Raw genomic sequence first — 16,511 nt, 5'->3', positions numbered from 1 at the left:
GTGAGTGATTCAGCTGACGGCCGCGCCGTCGGGTGCCGGTGCGGATCCGGTGACCATCGGCGCGAGGTAATCGCCGTACCATTCCTGCGGCACTGGTGCCTCACTGGCAGCGATCAGCTCAGAGAAGTCCCACTTCTTCAGCAGCTTTCCGTTGCGGAAGACGGGCTTGAGCAGGTTCTGCTCGGGGCTGACCGAGTCGCGCGGCACGGTCTTGTACTCACCGTCCTCCAGAACGAGGGCGAGCCGCCCGGCCTTGGACTTCTTGAAGCTGGCTCCGGTGGGCTGCTTGGAGATATCGCGCCACTCGCCGTTGACGCACACGGCGTTTGCCTTCTGCGCGAAGTTGTTGGTGTCGCGGTTGACGTGCTGGAGGAGGCCGCCGCCCATGCCGAAGACGGCGTTGTCGGCCGCCAGGCCGCGGCGCTCCATCTCGATGAGGACCGCCCGGAGGCTCTCGCCGGTCACGCCGTCGCCCTGCACCACTCGGATGAACGGAGGGAGGATCTTGAAGCCCTTGCTGTTGACTTCGTAGCCGAAGGCGTCCATGAGCCACTCGGTGGTGTCGGAGGTGACCTGGACGACGTCGCCGGAGTCGGGGCGCGCGCCCACCAGGCCGGGGAAGTTCTGGATCAATTCCTTCAGCTCGCCGCCGAGGATCTTCTTGACGCAGTGCTCGTGGTCGTAGGTGTCGGTCAAGACCAGCGCGAAGCCGTTGTCCCGGTAGGTCTCGAGCATGTTTCGGATGGCGTCGACCTCGAAGTCTCGCCCCCAGGCGGTGAAGCCGGCGTGCTCGGAGTTGGGGCCGGAGTTCGATGGAGCCACGGCGTTGTACCAGCGCTTGGCGGCGAGGATGCCCGGGGTGGTGTCGCTCTGGCTGAAGTTCACCAAGTGCGCCATGCCACCCAGCGCGGCGGACTGCTGCGAGCTGACGCCCCGTGCGCCGTAGTCGTGAAGCATGTGCCGGAGCGCTCCCTCGTTGTCGGAAGTACGTTCCAGGGCGGTGCGGATCACCTGCTTGCACAGCCAGCTCAGGGTGCCGATCGTGGTCGGGTACCACACCGCCCTCAGCAGGGCGGTCTCGAAGAAGCTGGTCACCCAGTGATACTTCGGGTCAGTGTTGATGAGCTGCACGAGCACGTTGTTGCTGGGCAGCACGGTGCCCTCGGGGATCGCCTCGATCTCGACGGGCAGATAGCCGCCGTGGTCGTTGATGATGCCCATCCAGTTGTCGCGGTTGAAGTGCATCCCCTGCTCGCGCATGAGGTACTCGGCCTCATCGACATCCTCGAGCGTCACGGGGCGCATCAGGTAATCCCGGATGAAGGCTTGGAGGCCGACGAACATCGTGACGGGGAACTCGCCGCCGCGGGACTCGATGTACGACGAGATGTACTCGGTGCCCGGCGGGTACAGCGAGTAGTGGCAATGCTTGTAGTTGTCGGTGTTGACGATGATGTTGTCGAACTGCTCGCCCAGGGACATCTTTGTCCTTCCTCTCGGTCGCCCCGCGACTGGAGTAGTCACCAGCAGTCGCCGGCAGGCCATTAACGATTCTACACAGGTGCCGAAGCATCCGGTCTGCGACCACGACTTTCGCTGCTCAGTATCGTTGACTCATCAGGTAGAAACCTTTCTAGCGACCGGACTGTATCAGCGGCAGATCGGCTCTGTAAACGGTGAGTTTCGATCGGCCGGAGGGAACCAGATCAGGGAGGACCCGAGCGGCCCGGCCAGGGGTACCTGACGGCGGTCGAGCTCTCGATCGAACTCGAAGATGTCGTGACCGTGGAGGTCGGAGATTCCGGTGCCACCACCCCCTACCGCGGATCACTGCTCGTCCGTCGCCGGCCGCGCCCGCTCGTGTCCGGCGGGCTTGCGGCTCCAGGCCGCCTCAGCGGCCAGCGCCCGAACCGGGGCGCGGAGCGGCGATGCGCAGCGGCCGACAGACCCGCGCCACCCGCGTCATCGGGGACGCTGCGCCACTCGCGGCCAGCCTAGTCCAGCAGTAGTTCTGGAAACCGTTCTATCTCTGAGCTGGAATCAGCTATGGTTACCCTTCGCGACGTGAACGAAGTGCCGCATGAGGACACGTGGGGGTGACTTGACCCGAAACTCGGGAGCCATGCCGACGCGCAGGCCCACGATGAAGGAGGTTGCTGAGCGGGCAGGAGTCGCTATCAGCACGGTAAGTTACGTGCTCAACGACAGCGGGCCTGTCGCGGCCGACCGGCGTGCGCGGGTGCTGGAGGCTGTCCGCGCGCTGGGCTATTTGCCCAACGAGTCTGCTCGCAACCTCAAGAGACACAGCGTGGCCACCGTCGGCCTCGTCGTCCCCGACCTGGTGAACCAGTACTTCGCGCTGATCGCCGAGGGAGTGGAACAAGCCGCGTCCGAGAAGGACGTCTTGGTGGTGTTCTGCACACCGGAAGCGACCGGTGGCAGCGAGTCCTGGAACAGCAGACTGCTGCGCAGTCAGCGCCTCGACGGGCTCATCTACCTCTCCGGGTCAGAGACGCGAATGGAGGCTCTGGTCGAGCTGACCCAGGTCGGCCCTGTCGTCCTCGTCGACGAAAAGCTCCCCGGATTCAACCTGCCGTCCGTGGTCTCGCAGAACCGTCGGGGCGCGAGGGAGATCGCCACCCATCTCACCTCGCTCGGGCACGAGCGCCTGGCCATCCTTGGCGGTCCGCTCGAGCTCTGGACGGCCGAACAGCGCCTCTCGGGCTACCGAGAGGCCATCGCCGCCGCCGGATTGGATCCCGATGGCATCCCCGTGCTCGTAGGTGACTACAAGATGTCGTCGGGCGAGCAGTTGGCCGCCGCGATCCTGAGCCGCCCGGCGCACGTTCGGCCCACTGCTTTACTCTGCGCGAACGACCTCATGGCAATTGGGGCTCTGTCCTACTGTCGCCGCGCTGGCCTGCGGGTGCCGGAGGACGTCTCGGTGGTCGGATTCGATGACCTGCCGTTCGCTTCCCTCCTGACGCCAGCTCTCACCACCGTCCGGCAGCCCGCTCGGGAGATGGGCATCCAGGCCGTCAAGCTGCTGCTCGGCATGGTCGACGGCACCGATCCGACCCCTCCCCCTCCGTCGCCGGTAACTCTGAAGATCCGGGAGTCGACAGGTCCCGTCTCCGTCCACTGACGAGCGTAAAAGCATCGATGCTCAGAGGTACGTGCCCCTAGAGCTGCCCGGCAAGGTTGCGGACTCGGCATCTGACACCCGGGGTGAGCCGGGACCGGCTGTACGTCGCCGCTTCCTGGCCAAGCGTTCACGACACCGGGCCAGGAAGCGTGCGAGACGAGCCGCCAGGATCAGGTGCGCGTGGATTTCTTCGCACGCAAGCCGAGGTAGAGCACGATCAACCCGCAGAACGCGGACGGAATTGCCAGGGTGAGGAACAACTGCTGATGACTCCATCCGGCGGACAGCATGCCGCCCACGATCAGCGGGCCGAGGATGCCTCCGACCCGGCCGATCCCCAGTGCCCACCCGACACCGGTGGACCGCACTTCTTCGGGGTAGAAGACGGCGGCGAGCGCGATCACGCTCTTCTGTCCACCTGAGACCGAACAGCCGATCAGGAAGATGGCGACGAGGACGAGCCACGCCGGTGCGCCGAGTACCGCGCTCATCAGTGCCAGGAAACCGCAGCCGGACAGGTAGAGCGTGGCGAGCGCGCCATACGCGCCGAGCCGGTCCATCGCGGGGCCGACCAGGAACGCGATCGCGATGCCGCCGATCGTGGTCATCGAGGAAGCGGTGGCCAGGGTGCCCGCCGAGTATCCGCGTTCGTGCAGAACGGTGGGCATCCAGCTCTGCAGGCCGTAGAACATCGCCAAATTGACGGCGAAGACGACCCACAACAGGACTGTGCCGAACAGCTGCCGACCAGAGAGGAGTTCGGACAGTTTGACTCGCTTGCGCGGGTCGGCGCTCGCCGCCTCGATCCGCACGGCGGTCGTATCCGGCAGCCGCCGGTCGATCCGCCGGCACAGGGCGTATGCCTTGGCGGTCTCGCCGCGGCGCACGTGAAAAGCCAGCGATTCCGGCAGCCGCCAGGTCAGCAAGCCCAGCAGAATGAGCGGCAGGATCGCTCCGGCGAGGAAGACCGAGCGCCAGCCGTGCATCGGGATGAGCCAGTCGGCGGCGTAATTGGCAGCCACGAATCCCAAAGAGAATCCACAGTAGATCGCCAGTACGAAACTGGCCCGGGCCCGTTTCGGGCTGTACTCGGCGGTGAGCGCGATCGTGCTCGGGGTTGCCATGCCGAGTCCGATGCCGGTGACGAGCCGGAGCACCAGGAGCTGATCGGGGTTGCGCACCCAGACCGAGAGCAGCGTGGACAGCGAGAAGACCGCCACCCCGGCGAGGACGAGCCGTTTGTGGCCGAACTTGTCCGACAGCGGAGCGAGCAGCAGATAGCCGATCATCAGGCCGACCAGCGCAGCGGAGAAGATCGTGCTCATCGTGCCGGTGGAAATACCCCAGTCTCGGGTGATGGCGGGGGCCATGTAATTGATCGCCTGGGTGTCGAACCCGTCGAGCAGCATGACCAGTCCGCACAGCAGCGCAACGGCGAACTGGAAGCGGCCCGGGCGGCGTTCGTCGATCAAGGCCGGGAGGCGCAACAGTCCCGGCGGCCCGGCGGCGGTGGCGGGAGGCGAAGTGTATTCGGGCATGGGAACTCCAGGTGCGAGAGGATCAGCCGACGGGGTACGGCACGGGCACGGCGGAGACGAACGCGTCGGAGTGGAACCGCTCGGGAGGAATGCCTCGCGCACGGCCCAGCTCCTCCGCAGCGGAACGGGTCATGGATTCACTGCCACAGGCGTAGACCTGGTGGCCGCCGAGGTCCGCGTGGTCGGCGATGACGACCTGCTGGACCCAGCCGGTGGCGCCTTCCCAGCCAGGGTGCGGCCGGGAGAGCACGGGCGTGAAACTCAGCCAGTCAAAACGGCCGGCCCAGGCTTGAAGGGTGGAGAACTGGTACAGGTCCTCGACAGTGCGTGCGCCCCAGTACAGGTGGACGGGACGGGTCAGTCGGCGCGCGATGTGGTCTAGGATGATGGACCGCATCGGCGCGAATCCAGTGCCGGTCGCCAGCAGCAGGATCGGGGAGCCGGCCTGGTCCGCCCCTTCGGCGGGGTCTTCGACGAAGAACTCGCCGAAGGGGGCTTCGATCTCTACGGTGTCGTGGAATTCCAGCTGCTGCAGGATCCTCGCGGAGAACGCTCCGCCGGGCTCGTGGCGCACGTGCAGCTGGGCGAGGTCATTGTGCTGGGGAGAGTTGGCCAGCGAATAGGATCTGGTGTCGCCGTCGTCCAGGATGACGTTGAGGAACTGGCCGGCGCGGAACGGCGTGCGCCGGCCGATCGGGTAACGCAGGTCGAGAATCGTGACGCTGGGCGCGACCTGGCGCCGGCGGTAGACGGTGGTGGTGAGCTTCTTGCGCACCGGAGGCGTGCGTGCCTCGATGCGGCGAGGGGCGATCTCCACGTCGCCGATCGGGCGCGCTCGGCATAGCCGGACTTCCGCAGGACCGCACGCTCGGCCGCTGCCGGGTATTTCCGCCTCTCCAGCCGTCAAGGTGCCGACGCAGGTGTCGCATACGCCTTTGCGGCAGGAGTAAGGGATTGCCCACCCCGCGGCCTCTGCCGCGTCGAGCACATTCTGTTCGGGCGCGCAGTCGAAGGTGATAGCGGTGTCTTTGACGCTGATGGCGGTCATCTCAGTCCTCCTGAACGGGCGGTGCGAGCAACCGGAGGGCGGAGAGCACGGCGCTCGGGTCGGCGGTGCCGCTCCCGGCTTTGTCGAAAACAGGGCCGTGACCGACGCTGGAGAACGGAATGCCCGCGCCGATCGTGATCGCGGCGGCGGTGCGCCCGGCCAGTGTCTTGACCGGGAGGTGCCCTTGGTCGTGGTACATCGCCAAGTACGCGTCCGCGTCCCGCGTGCCGCCGAGCAAGACGTCTGCCCCGGTCGGCCCCTCGGCGTCAATGCCACGCGCACGCAAGGCCGCCACCGCAGGCTCGGTGACCCGGCGGTCGTCGTCCCCGAAGAGGCCATGCTCGCCTGCGTGCGGGTTGATCCCGAAAACGCCGATCCGTGGCGCGGCAATGCCCATCCGGCGAAGCGCCGTATGGAGAGCGACACCGGCCTGGACGACCAGCTCTGGGGTCAGCCGGCCTATCGCGTCGACGAGCCGTTCATGCAGAGTCACATGCGCGATCCGGACGCCGCCGCCGACCAGCATCAAGAAGACTTCGTCGATCGGCGTACCAGTCAGCTCGGCGATCAGCGGCGGGTAGCCCGCGAAGGCGATGCCGGCCTGGCGGACCGCGTTCTCTGAATGCGGGCAGGCGACGACGCCTCGGTAGCCGCCGTCCATCGCCAGCGCAACTGCCTTGGCGGCATAGGCGATGGTCGCTGCGCCTGCCGCAGCGGTCACTCGGCCGATGGCCAGCTCCGCGGGATCGAGTGCGCCGACGTCGATCACGTCGCACATTCCCGCGTCGGCCCTCGCCCCGGGGACCGCTGCCCGAAGGGCAAGGCCGGCCTTGCGGGCAGGTTCCACGAGGACGTGCCGGTCTCCCACCACGACCGGTGCGGCGGCGCCGAGCATCGCAACCGCTTTGACCGCGATGTCGGGGCCGCTGCCGTTCGGGTCACCGATGCTCAGCAGCGCTCTGCGCGGCTCGCTCACAGCGGAAGCACCAGCAATGTGTCGGTGCGGGAGCTGTCGCAGACCACCACCCGCTTTTTCAACAGCGCCGCGCCGTCGGCGAAGACGTACTCGTCAAGGTAGCGGCCGCTGGCGAAGACATCCGTCGGCCCGTTGCCGGCGATGCGAAGGACCAGGAAGGCGGTTTCGCTGGTGGCGCCGGACTTGCTCTCGGCGAGGATCGCAGGCTGGCCAAGCAGGTGCCGGTAGACGTGCGGCTCGTAGATGTTGGCTTCCTTGAGCGCGGAGATCCGGTCTTTGAGCATCGCCTTGTTGTCGGCCCAGATGAGGCCAGCGGGCAGGCCGCGGCGGTGATTGTCGGCGGTGGTCACCTTGTAGAAGGCGTCCTCGGCGAAATGCTCGGGCCAGTCTTCGATCGGGCCGTCGTCGATGGCGCGCACGTAACTGCCCTGGGCCCTGCTGATCAGCGTGAACGCGTCCATTACCGGCGCACTCCTTCGCACTCGTCGATCGAGAAACCCATGGCTTCGCGATAGACCTTCCAAAAGCCGCGGATCGAGGCCTCGGTTACCCTGCTCTCGCTGGAAACCGCCTGGTCGCCGCCCATCTGAACGGTGGCGAACTCACCGCTCGCGCCGGCGATGCCCCGCTGCACGAAGCCGCCGATCGCGCCGTCTTCCATCGAGACGAACCCGGCTGGGCCGACCAGGTTCGACTGCTTCATCCGCACCAGCTGCTGTTCCTCGGTGTCGTCCTCGAAGCCGAGGTAAGTCCAGTTGAGGCGGGTGGAGTCGACCGCGGTCGGGAGCACCTGGCGCACCGCGATGGAGTTCTGGATCTGCTGCAGCACGAATCCCGGCGAGACCGACAGGATCTGCAGGGTGACGTCGTCGCCGAACTCGCGGAAGCTGTTCACCAGCGAGGGGTCCTCGAGCTGGTATTCCGAGTCGGAGCGGATGCCTTGGTCCTTGTAGTGCTCAGCGGTCTTGGCTTCGGCCTCCCGGTTGATCGCCGACCAGCTCACGTGGTTGCCGCCGGATTCGGAGACGATGATGCCGCCCTTTTGGTTCAGCTTGTTGAGCCCGAAGGTGGTGAAGAACAGATGCAGGATGCTGGCGTGGTAAGAGTCCTTGACGTTCTCCAGGTACAGCTTCCAGTTGTTCGGCAGCGTCTGGGTGAACCGCCCGAGCACTACCGGCTTGCGCCCGCCGAGAACACGCTCGATCCGGTCGAGGATCTCCTGGCCGAGGTACTCCTCGATCGCGGGTACGTCGTTGTCGAGGCTGCCGAAGATCAGGCCGTGGACGTTCGCGAGGCGGAGCCGCCGCGGACTGTGCGCGGCCTTGCAGAACTCCTTGCGCATTCCGCCCTTGCCATTGATGCCGTCTTCGAAGGCAACGCCGGTGAGGTCGCCTTGGAGGTTGTAGGTCCAGGCGTGGTAGACGCACGTGAAGTCCTTGGTATGCCCGTAGTGCTCCATCGCGATCAAGGAGCCGCGGTGTGCGCACCGGTTTTCGAAGGCATAGATCTGGCCGTCGTGATCGCGGGTCACGAGCACCGGTTGCTCTCCGATGAAGGTGGCGCAGAAGTCTCCCGGCTCGGCGAGCTCCGCTTCCAGGCAGAGGTAGTTCCACGTGGGGCCGTGAAAGATGTTCTGCTGCTCGGCTCGATAGACGTCCTCGTCCTGGAAAACCCAGTACGGAACTTCGGTCAGCGACACAGGCCACGCGCGGCTCGACATGTCGGCACGCGCCGCGGCCTGCGACGCCGCCCCTGCCCCTCTCGACTCGTTCAACGCATTCCCTCCGGAGACACTTGACTAATTCCGTTCGGTATGCGAACGTATAACCGCTTTCCGAACATCTGCTTCAGTAGACGTGCCGCGGGGCGCGCATGTCAAGAGGAGGGCTGCATGGCAGTCGAAGGAATGGCAGGACTCGCCAAAGGGCTCGCTGTCCTCGAGGCATTCGGGACGGCCACGCCCCGGCTGACGATCAGCGACGCCGCCCAGGCCGCCGGGCTGAGCCGCGCCGCCGCTCGACGCTGTCTGACCACGCTTGCGGAAATCGGCTATGTCACCTTCGACGGGAAGTTCTTCTCCCCCACTCCCCGAGTCCTCCGCATCGGTGCCGCCTACACCGAGTCCGCAGCTCTCCCGCAGCTCGCACGACCACACCTGGCGGCTATCCGCGACGTGATCGACGAATCCGTCTCGCTGGCGGTCCGCGACGAAAACGACTCGCTGTTCGTCGCCCGGAGCGAGGGCACCCGGATCCTCAACAGCAGCATTCGGGTGGGCGCGCGAATCCCGCTCTATGCCTCCTCGACCGGACAGATCCTGCTCGGCGCGTTGAGCGAATCCGAGTTGGCCGACTACCTCGCCGCCGCGCCATTTCCAGCGCGCACCCCCAAGACGCCCACCACTGCCGACGCCGTCGCACAGCGCGTCAAGGACGCCGGTGCGGACGGTGTGGCCATCGGCGACGAGGAACTCGAACCAGGACTGCTCTCCATCGCCGTGCCGGTCCGCGACCCGGCCGGCCAGGTCGTTGCCGCCATCTCCATCAGCGCCTCGAGCTCCCGGGTCACTGTCGAGGAGTTCCGCGACCGTGTCCGGCCGGTCATGCAACAGCACGCGGCCGAACTCGGGCGGCAGCTCTGACTGGGAACGAGCCGCGGAGAACACCGGGGTGGCACGCCCGAACCCGACAGCGCTCGCCGGGCGCTGGTGACGTTGTTCGCCCTCGCCGCGCAGCGGCCGATGCCTCAGTGAAGGAGCTTGCTGGGCAGTGGGCGATACCGGTGCCCTCAGCGGACCGGTAACTAGCGATGCTGCGGGACATGGGCCTCATCGAAGGAGCAACCGCTGCCACTACCACTCAACCGTGCACGCGGCTGCCCTCGCCCGGGCGGCTAGGCACGCCAGACCGGCCCTCTGCCAACGCTCGCACCCGTGTCCAGAGCACGAGCGAACCTCAACTGGACGAAGGATTTCCCAACGCCAGGCGCGAGGTACCAAGACAGGCTTCGTCGCATGACATCCCCGAACACGGGATGCACCACAGGTTCTCTCGGCACAGCGAGCGCCGCCGGCTTTCGCCCACGCCCGGGAACCGGATCCGGTCAACGGCTCCTTCCGGGCGATCCGCGATATCCAGGCGGCACAACGGAATCGGGGTGCTCACATCGGGCCCTCCGAGTGGCCTGCCCCGGCCGCGCCGGGCGACCGTGCGGTGAACACCATCGCGACGGTGGCGATCACGGCGCGGGTGGACAGACTGCGTCGCAGGGACCCTTCGCCGGACGTCATCGATTCGCTCCATAGTGGACGTAATGGAGAACGTCGATGTAGCCGGTTTGCCTGCCGTTGCGGCCGTTTGGCGCACGTTCTGCCCGGTGGAGGCAGCACGCCTGCGGCACCGCACGACTGTCCGTTCGAGGTATCCCGTATGGAGGAGTCAGTAGGCGCCGGACAGCAGATGACCGGCGTCCGGCACCGTGGTGTCGAGACGCAGCGTGGTGAGGATGCGATGCACGGTCGCCGCGGCCGCGGTGACCACTGGCACGCCGAGCTTGTCCTGCACCGGCTCGATCGCGGACAGCGAGGGCATCTGGACGCACGCGGACAGGACGACAGCGTCCGCACCCGTGATGTTCAGGCGCTCGACATGGTCGAGCAGGTCGGCGGGGTCGAGGCGGCCCACTGCGAGGTTGTCCGCCACCTCCAGGCTCAGCGCGTCGCTCACCTCGATCGACTCGCTCTCCAGGTATCCGGCGACTTGAGCGGTCAGCTGCTTCAGGTACGGCGTCACGATCGCCACCTTCTTGGCGTCGATCGTCTTGAGACCGGCGACCAGCGCCCCGGCCGAGCTGATCACGGGCGTCGGTGCCCCGTTAGCCTCGGCCACCTCGCCGAGCCGCTGCTCGGACACGCGGTGGTAACCCGGCCCCTGGCACATGATCGCCACCAGACATGCGTAGGCGAGCACATCGCACCGCGCGTCGCTGAGCTCGACGGCGCAGCGGTCGCTGTCGAGGTCCATGCGCTTGAGCTCGTCGGGATCCACGTGCATCATCCGCATCCGCGCGGAATGGAACGTGAAGCGCTCTTCGGGGAAGAGCCGGTGCCGCGCGTGCAGCATCGCAGGAACCTCGGTCTCCATCGTCGTGTTCGAACTCGGCACGATCTGGCCGATGCGGAAGTTGGTGGTCATGCGTTCTCCTCGGAAACGGGGTAGTGGTTCACGTCGAGTTCCTCGCCGCCGGTTTCGCGCAAAGTGAAAACGAGGCCGGCGGCGAGGAGGTAGGTCACGGAGGCCAGGCAGTAGGTGAGGGCAAAGCCGGCGACGGGCACCAGCAGCGGCACGACGACGATTCCCGCGATCGCCCCGACCCGCCCGAAGTTGAAGCAGAACCCGGCCGCGGCAGCCCGGACACGGGTGGGGAACAGTTCGGCGTACCAGGCGCCAAATCCGCTGAAGTACCCGGTGAAGAAGCCGAGCAGGGCCGAAAGCCCGCCGACGATCGCGATGTTCGCTGTCGTCCAGGCCATTGCTCCGTCGCGCAGCGGGATCATGCGCACGCCGTAGGCGAACAGCGGGATCGCGACGGCGATGCCCGCGAAGAAGAACGCGAATGCCCGCCTCCTGCCGATCCGTTCGGCGAGGGCGCCGAACAGCAGGTAGCCGGCGGTCGCGCCGACCCCGGTCCACACCAGGAAAACCGGCGCCTGGTCGATCCGGACGTGCAGCACGCTCTGGAGAAACGTCGGCGTGAACGTCATGATCACCCAGTAGCCGAACATGCCCAGGACGGAAATCGACAAGGCTTTTGCGGTGGTCGCACGGAGTTCCCGCCGGAAGATCGCCGCGATGCCGGGCCGGGCGGTTTCGCGTCCCCCACATGCTTGCTCGGCGATCCAGACGGGAGATTCGCGCACCGCGACGAGAATGCCGAGAGCGACGACGTACGCGGGGATCGCGGCGATGACGAACAGCTTGCGCCATGACGCCGGGTCGGCGGGATCCAGCACGGTCCAGGCGAGGACCGCGGCCAGGAGGTTGCCCGCGGACCATCCGGTCTGCATGACCGCAATCGCCCACGCGCGTTTCCGCGTCGGCCAGACTTCGCTGACCAGCGCGACCGCGGCCGACCACAGGCCGCCGACGCCGATGCCGACCAACAGCCGGTAGACGCTCAGCTCCACGACATTGTGGGCGAAGCCACAGAGCAGGGTTCCGGTCGCATAGGTGACGACCGATACCAGCAACGTGCGTTTCCGCCCGATGCGGTCGGAGAGGTAGCCCAAAAGATAGCCGCCGACACCGGTAGCCAGCAAGAACCAGGCGACGGAGGCAGCGACCTCGGCGAGTGTGGTGTGGAACGTGTGCGCGACCGCGAGCAGGACGAAGCTGAACACTGCGGCGTCGAGCGCGTCGAAAAGCCAAGCACCCCAGCAACCTCCGAGCGTTTTCCAGCGCACGGAAGGTGCGACCGAGCCCATGCCGGCAGACGGCGACTCTGGCGAGTCAGCACGGATCATCGATGTCCTCTCTCTCCCTTGTTCCGGTGTTCCGGCGCCAGTGCCCGACGGCTGGTCCGGAGCGGACGATGAAGATTAAGCAGGACGCGTTGCCGTTGCACAGCAATGATTCGCGAGACCGCCATCACCTGCCGTCATGGCTGGAGGGCGCGACCTTCGTCGCTGAGGAGGTGTTCGAACATGAGCCGCGCCGCGGGTGGCAGCGCCTCGGCTCGGCGGACGCACAGGGACAGGTCGCGGCTGGCCCACGGCTCGTCGAGAGCCAGCGTTCTGGTGCCGGTCAAGGCGTACCCCACGAGGTTCCCGGCCGGAACGACGCCGATCCCCAGGCCGCATTCGACCATCCGGCACAGGGCGTCGTAGGACGCGACTTCGATCTGATGCCGCAGCGTCCGCCCGGCTTGCCCGGCGGCGGTCAGCATCTGCAGCCGCAGATGCGTTCCGGTGCGGAGCACGACGTGCTCGTGGTCGAGCGTTTCGGCAAAGGCGACCGAATCGCGCGCGGCCAGCGGATGCCGTTCCGGCACCAGCACCTTCAGCTCGTCCCTGCGGAACGGGTAGACCTCGATGTCGGCGTGGTACGGCAGGCTGGTGAACAGCCCGATATCCGCCCGGTTCTCGGCGACCGCCTCGGTGATCGCGAGACTGTCCTGTTCGAGCACCTGCAGCCGGACGCCGGGATAGCGGGCAGCGAACGACGCGACCAGCGGCGGCACGAAGGTCGACACCGCGGAGATGTTCGCCAGCAGACGTACGAGCCCGCGCGCCCCGGACGAGAAGTCCCGCATCCGTCGCGTCAGGTCGGCCAGGTCGTCGAGCACCTGCCGGGCCGAGACCGCGAAAGCGGCACCGGCCGCGGTCGGGGTGATTCCGCGATTGGTGCGCACCAGCAGTTCCGTTCCCAGCATCTGTTCCAGATCGCGCAGCCGCCTGCTGATCCCAGCGGCGGCGAGATGCTCGCGGTCGGCGACCTCGGCAATCGTGCCGTGGTCGACCACTTGCACGAACAGTTTCAGCGACATCGGGTCCAGCGTCATCGCTCCGGTCTCTCCTTCCACCGATCTGAGCATTCCCCGGTTGCTCCCGGCTCGTTTCGGCCGGGTACGGGAAAGCAACGCGATCGGGACGCTTCGGCCGACAGAATACGCATGCCCGAGCACGACGCAGACCTCCCGCGGGAACACCGGGCATCCGGGTCCCCGAAGCAGCCCCCGCAGAATTCCGGAGCCGCGGATACTCCCGCACGTCTCCGGCTGCCGCAGCCGCCGCACAGGCGCCGGAATCGTTCGTCCAGGCACGCTTCGGATCCTTCGACGAGTTGCACGCCGAGTGCGTGCGCCGTGCCGGCGACCGTTGGTCGAAGGAGTCCGCGCCGCACAGGTCGTGTCCGGAAACCACATCCCGAAAGACCACGCGCTCTTCCGCAGCGTTCGGAGTGCGCCACGAAATCGACGGAATCTTTATCGACGGTTAACGTCCCGCTGGCCACGTTCGCCACCATCGACGATGGGTAAAGCCAGCCGAAACTCTGCCGGAAAGGAAGATGAGTGGCCGGACAGCTTGGCTGGCGAGACCCATGGCTCACGTCTCACGAGGTGGTCAAACCATAGTTTCTTGCGTTCATCGCACCGATTCTCCCGATACTGGGGTCACGTTTCCGCCACCGATGCAGTGCGTGCCCGACGGCTCACGAAACCGCCTTTTACCGTGACGCTCGCCCCTTTCGGTCCGCCGGGACGAGCGTGGTCCGGAGCAGCTCTTCGGGCAACTCGACCGCCGGCGGGGCGGTCGCTCCCCCGTTGCCCAGGTCGGCGAGAGAGCCCAGGTAGTGCCGGGTGAACTCCTCGTCACCGAGCAGCGCGGCAGCCTCGTCTTCGGCAACGATCCGGCCGTTTTGCAGGACTGCTCCGGTGTGGACGACCCGCAGGGTGGCGGCCACGTTCTGCTCGGCCACGAGCACCGTCACCACGTCACTCGCCAGCCGGCGGACGGTCTCGAGGATTTCGGTCACCAGCCGTGGAGCGAGGCCGAGCGACGGTTCGTCGAGCAGCAGCACCCGGGGCCGGCGCACCAGCGCGCGGGCGATGGCCACCATCTGCTGCTGCCCGCCGGACAGCAGGCCGGCCCGCCGTGCCATCGCCCCGGGCAGAGCGGGGAACAGCGTGCACGCCTCGTCGATCCGCTCCTGGGCCCGCGCACCGCGGACACCGGTCCCGTGCAGGCCCATCCGCAGGTTCTCCGCGACCGTGAGCTCGTCGAAGAGCTGACGGCCTTCGGGCACGAGGACCAGGCCGTCGGCGGCGAGCTTGTGCGCAGGCACGCCGGTGATGTCCGTGCCGTCGAGCAGGATCCGGCCGGCCGCCGGGCGTTTCAGCCCGGCTACCGCGCGCAGCAGGCTGGTCTTTCCGGCGCCGTTCGCGCCCAGCAGGGCCGTCGCCCGGCCGGTCGCCGCGGTGAGGCTGATCCCGCGCAGTGCCCGGACCACGCCGTAGCGGACTTCGAGGTCCTGGATCTCCAGTGTCATGCCGGTGCCTCCTCGGTGCTTCCCAGGTACGCGGCGAGGACCGCGGGGTTTGTGCGGACCTCAGCGGGCGGCCCGTCCGCGATGACCTTGCCCGCGTCCAGGACCAGGACCTCGTCGCTGATCGCCATGACGAGCTCGACGTCGTGTTCGATGAGGACCAGCGCCGTCCCCGCGGCAGCCATCGCGCGCAGCACCGTGCCCAGCTCGGCGGTCTCGGTCCCGTCGAGACCGGCGGCAGGCTCGTCGAGCAGCAGCAACGTCGGCGCACCGGCCAGCGCCCGGCCCACCTCCAAGAGCCGCTGCGCGCCCGTCGGCAGCTCAGCTCCGGCGGTGTCCCGGAAGCGTCCAAGGCCGAGGAAGTCCAGGACCGCGTCCGCACGGCGTTCGAGGGCGCGCTGCTCGCGGCGCGCTAGCGGCAGCCTCAGGCCGTCGGCGAGGAACCCGGCCTTCGTCAGGTGGTGCGCACCCAGCATCACGTTCTCGCGCACCGTCAGCCGCGGCACGAGCCTCGCCGACTGGAACGTCCGCATGAGCCCACGCGCGGGCAGTGTGTGCGACGGCCTGCCCAGGACGTTCTCGCCGCCGAAGCGGACGGTTCCGGCGTCGGGCGCGGTGAAGCCGGTGATCAGGTCCAGCAGGGTGGTCTTGCCTGCCCCGTTCGGCCCGATCAGCCCGCGGACGCTGTTGGCGCGCACGGTGAAGTCCACGCCGTCGACCGCGCAGAGGCCGCCGAAGGACTTGGTCAGGCCACGGACCTCGAGCAGCACGTCGGTCATGCGGTCCTCCTCAGACCGGTGATCAGCTTGCGCAGCCCGCCCCAGAGCCCGTCAGGCAGGTAGGTCAGGACCACGACCAGGACGAGGCCGGCCACGAGCGGTTGCCACAGAGCGAACGACTGCCCGACCAGCGGCAGCCCTTGCAGCAGCAGCACACCGAGGACCGGTCCGGCGACCGAGCGCACGCCGCCGATCGACAGCATGATCACGATGGACAGCGCCACGGTCACGTTGATGACGTCCGGTGAGAAGAAGCGCAGGTAGTAGGCGTACATGCTGCCTGCGAGGGAGGCGAAGACCGCGGAGACCACGAACGCGCCGGTACGGTAACGAGCGGCGTTGATGCCGAGCATCGCGGCGGCTTGCGGGTCGTGGGCCACGGCGGCGAGCGCCCTGCCGGACTGGCTGCGGCGGAGGTTGGTGACGAACAGCCCGCCGAGCACGCACAGCACGAGCAACACGTAATAGTTGGAAAGATCGGAGAAGACCTCCCAGCCGAACAGCGACAAGCTGGGGATGCCGACCAGTCCCGACGGGCCGCCGGTCACCTTGCCGACGCCGGTGGCGACGGCCTGGGTGACCACGGCCAGTCCGAGCGTAGCGAGCGCGAGGTAGTAACCGCGCAGCCGCAGGAACGCGCGGCCGAGCAGGAACGCGACCGCGGCCGCGGCGAACGCCGGGACGATCGCGGCGATCCAGGTCGGCCAGTGCGCTTTCACGGTCAGCAGGCCGGCGCCGTAGCCGCCGATCGCGATGAACAGCGTCTGCCCCAAGGAGACCTGGCCGGTCTGTCCAGTGAGGACGTCGAGCCCGAGCACGGCGAGCAGGAAGATCTCGACGACCACGAGCAGTTCGGTCCAGCCGACGGCGGCGAAGGGCAGCGCGACCAGCACCACCGCCATCAGCGCCAGCAGCAGGGGACGGCGTAAGCGGCGGGCGGCGGGCGGGTTCTCCGGCAGGGAAGGCGCCGGTGCCTCGACGGT

General features: G+C 67.4%; 15 protein-coding genes. 2 read left to right on the top strand and 13 right to left on the bottom strand.

Features of this window, described 5'->3' with window-relative positions:
• Positions 1-9: 9 nt before the first annotated feature.
• A complete protein-coding gene (locus tag H5411_RS04115) occupies positions 10-1,482 on the bottom strand; it encodes a nicotinate phosphoribosyltransferase (protein WP_183123004.1) in 1,473 nt (490 codons plus the stop codon).
• 598 nt (positions 1,483-2,080) lie between these two features.
• Here H5411_RS04115 and H5411_RS04110 point away from each other — a divergent pair.
• A complete protein-coding gene (locus H5411_RS04110; protein ID WP_312877571.1) occupies positions 2,081-3,145 on the top strand; it encodes a LacI family DNA-binding transcriptional regulator in 1,065 nt (354 codons plus the stop codon).
• A gap of 170 nt (positions 3,146-3,315) precedes the next feature.
• On the opposite strand, the gene H5411_RS04105 is transcribed toward H5411_RS04110, so the two are convergent.
• From H5411_RS04105 to H5411_RS04085, 5 genes are read right to left on the bottom strand one after another with little or no spacing between them, the layout of a single operon-like run.
• A complete protein-coding gene (locus H5411_RS04105; RefSeq protein WP_101438503.1) occupies positions 3,316-4,683 on the bottom strand; it encodes an MFS transporter in 1,368 nt (455 codons plus the stop codon).
• A gap of 22 nt (positions 4,684-4,705) precedes the next feature.
• A complete protein-coding gene (locus H5411_RS04100) occupies positions 4,706-5,731 on the bottom strand; it encodes a 2Fe-2S iron-sulfur cluster-binding protein (protein WP_101438502.1) in 1,026 nt (341 codons plus the stop codon).
• A 1-nt stretch (position 5,732) separates the two neighbouring features.
• A complete protein-coding gene (locus tag H5411_RS04095) occupies positions 5,733-6,707 on the bottom strand; it encodes a PdxA family dehydrogenase (RefSeq protein ID WP_101438501.1) in 975 nt (324 codons plus the stop codon).
• Positions 6,704-7,168 carry an aromatic-ring-hydroxylating dioxygenase subunit beta gene (locus H5411_RS04090; protein WP_020661405.1) on the bottom strand — a complete coding sequence of 155 codons (465 nt, stop codon included), beginning with the start codon at positions 7,166-7,168 and terminating at the stop codon, positions 6,704-6,706. Before H5411_RS04090 ends, H5411_RS04095 begins: the two co-directional genes overlap by 4 nt.
• On the bottom strand, positions 7,168-8,481 hold the full coding sequence (locus H5411_RS04085; protein WP_240690817.1) for an aromatic ring-hydroxylating dioxygenase subunit alpha: 1,314 nt from the start codon (positions 8,479-8,481) through the stop codon (positions 7,168-7,170). Before H5411_RS04085 ends, H5411_RS04090 begins: the two co-directional genes overlap by 1 nt.
• Positions 8,482-8,598: 117 nt before the next feature.
• Here H5411_RS04085 and H5411_RS04080 point away from each other — a divergent pair, with 117 nt between their 5' ends.
• Positions 8,599-9,348, top strand: a complete 750-nt coding sequence (locus H5411_RS04080) for an IclR family transcriptional regulator domain-containing protein (RefSeq protein WP_078870664.1) — start codon at positions 8,599-8,601, stop codon at positions 9,346-9,348.
• Between the two features lie 519 nt (positions 9,349-9,867).
• Here H5411_RS04080 and H5411_RS48335 read toward each other — a convergent pair.
• The 7 genes from H5411_RS48335 to H5411_RS04050 all read right to left on the bottom strand — a co-directional run.
• On the bottom strand, positions 9,868-9,996 hold the full coding sequence (locus H5411_RS48335) for a hypothetical protein (protein WP_255443468.1): 129 nt from the start codon (positions 9,994-9,996) through the stop codon (positions 9,868-9,870).
• 148 nt (positions 9,997-10,144) lie between these two features.
• Positions 10,145-10,900: a maleate cis-trans isomerase family protein gene (locus H5411_RS04075; protein WP_101438500.1), complete on the bottom strand. Its 756-nt coding sequence runs from the start codon at positions 10,898-10,900 to the stop codon at positions 10,145-10,147.
• Positions 10,897-12,228 carry an MFS transporter gene (locus H5411_RS04070; protein WP_240690818.1) on the bottom strand — a complete coding sequence of 444 codons (1,332 nt, stop codon included), beginning with the start codon at positions 12,226-12,228 and terminating at the stop codon, positions 10,897-10,899. Before H5411_RS04070 ends, H5411_RS04075 begins: the two co-directional genes overlap by 4 nt.
• 134 nt (positions 12,229-12,362) lie before the next feature.
• Positions 12,363-13,265, bottom strand: a complete 903-nt coding sequence (locus tag H5411_RS04065; RefSeq protein ID WP_183123002.1) for a LysR family transcriptional regulator — start codon at positions 13,263-13,265, stop codon at positions 12,363-12,365.
• A gap of 665 nt (positions 13,266-13,930) precedes the next feature.
• Positions 13,931-14,752, bottom strand: a complete 822-nt coding sequence (locus H5411_RS04060; protein WP_183123001.1) for an ABC transporter ATP-binding protein — start codon at positions 14,750-14,752, stop codon at positions 13,931-13,933.
• On the bottom strand, positions 14,749-15,528 hold the full coding sequence (locus H5411_RS04055; RefSeq protein ID WP_183123000.1) for an ABC transporter ATP-binding protein: 780 nt from the start codon (positions 15,526-15,528) through the stop codon (positions 14,749-14,751). Before H5411_RS04055 ends, H5411_RS04060 begins: the two co-directional genes overlap by 4 nt.
• A partial coding sequence (locus H5411_RS04050; protein ID WP_183122999.1) for a branched-chain amino acid ABC transporter permease occupies positions 15,525-16,511 on the bottom strand: 987 nt, incomplete at its 5' end. The genes H5411_RS04050 and H5411_RS04055, both read right to left, overlap by 4 nt.

Origin of the sequence: Amycolatopsis echigonensis (assembly GCF_014174495.1) — a bacterium.
Lineage (GTDB): Bacteria > Actinomycetota > Actinomycetes > Mycobacteriales > Pseudonocardiaceae > Amycolatopsis > Amycolatopsis echigonensis.
This window is presented reverse-complemented; position numbering and strand designations above follow the sequence as displayed.

What these genes read in the sequence shown, in the direction of transcription:
- H5411_RS04115 (WP_183123004.1), bottom strand. Translation starts at nt 1,482, where the DNA reads ATGTCCCTGGGCGAGCAGTTCGACAACATCATCGTCAACACCGACAAC.
- H5411_RS04110 (WP_312877571.1), top strand. Translation starts at nt 2,081, where the DNA reads ATGAGGACACGTGGGGGTGACTTGACCCGAAACTCGGGAGCCATGCCG.
- H5411_RS04105 (WP_101438503.1), bottom strand. Translation starts at nt 4,683, where the DNA reads ATGCCCGAATACACTTCGCCTCCCGCCACCGCCGCCGGGCCGCCGGGA.
- H5411_RS04100 (WP_101438502.1), bottom strand. Translation starts at nt 5,731, where the DNA reads ATGACCGCCATCAGCGTCAAAGACACCGCTATCACCTTCGACTGCGCG.
- H5411_RS04090 (WP_020661405.1), bottom strand. Translation starts at nt 7,168, where the DNA reads ATGGACGCGTTCACGCTGATCAGCAGGGCCCAGGGCAGTTACGTGCGC.
- H5411_RS04080 (WP_078870664.1), top strand. Translation starts at nt 8,599, where the DNA reads ATGGCAGTCGAAGGAATGGCAGGACTCGCCAAAGGGCTCGCTGTCCTC.
- H5411_RS48335 (WP_255443468.1), bottom strand. Translation starts at nt 9,996, where the DNA reads ATGACGTCCGGCGAAGGGTCCCTGCGACGCAGTCTGTCCACCCGCGCC.
- H5411_RS04075 (WP_101438500.1), bottom strand. Translation starts at nt 10,900, where the DNA reads ATGACCACCAACTTCCGCATCGGCCAGATCGTGCCGAGTTCGAACACG.
- H5411_RS04070 (WP_240690818.1), bottom strand. Translation starts at nt 12,228, where the DNA reads ATGATCCGTGCTGACTCGCCAGAGTCGCCGTCTGCCGGCATGGGCTCG.
- H5411_RS04065 (WP_183123002.1), bottom strand. Translation starts at nt 13,265, where the DNA reads ATGACGCTGGACCCGATGTCGCTGAAACTGTTCGTGCAAGTGGTCGAC.
- H5411_RS04060 (WP_183123001.1), bottom strand. Translation starts at nt 14,752, where the DNA reads ATGACACTGGAGATCCAGGACCTCGAAGTCCGCTACGGCGTGGTCCGG.
- H5411_RS04055 (WP_183123000.1), bottom strand. Translation starts at nt 15,528, where the DNA reads ATGACCGACGTGCTGCTCGAGGTCCGTGGCCTGACCAAGTCCTTCGGC.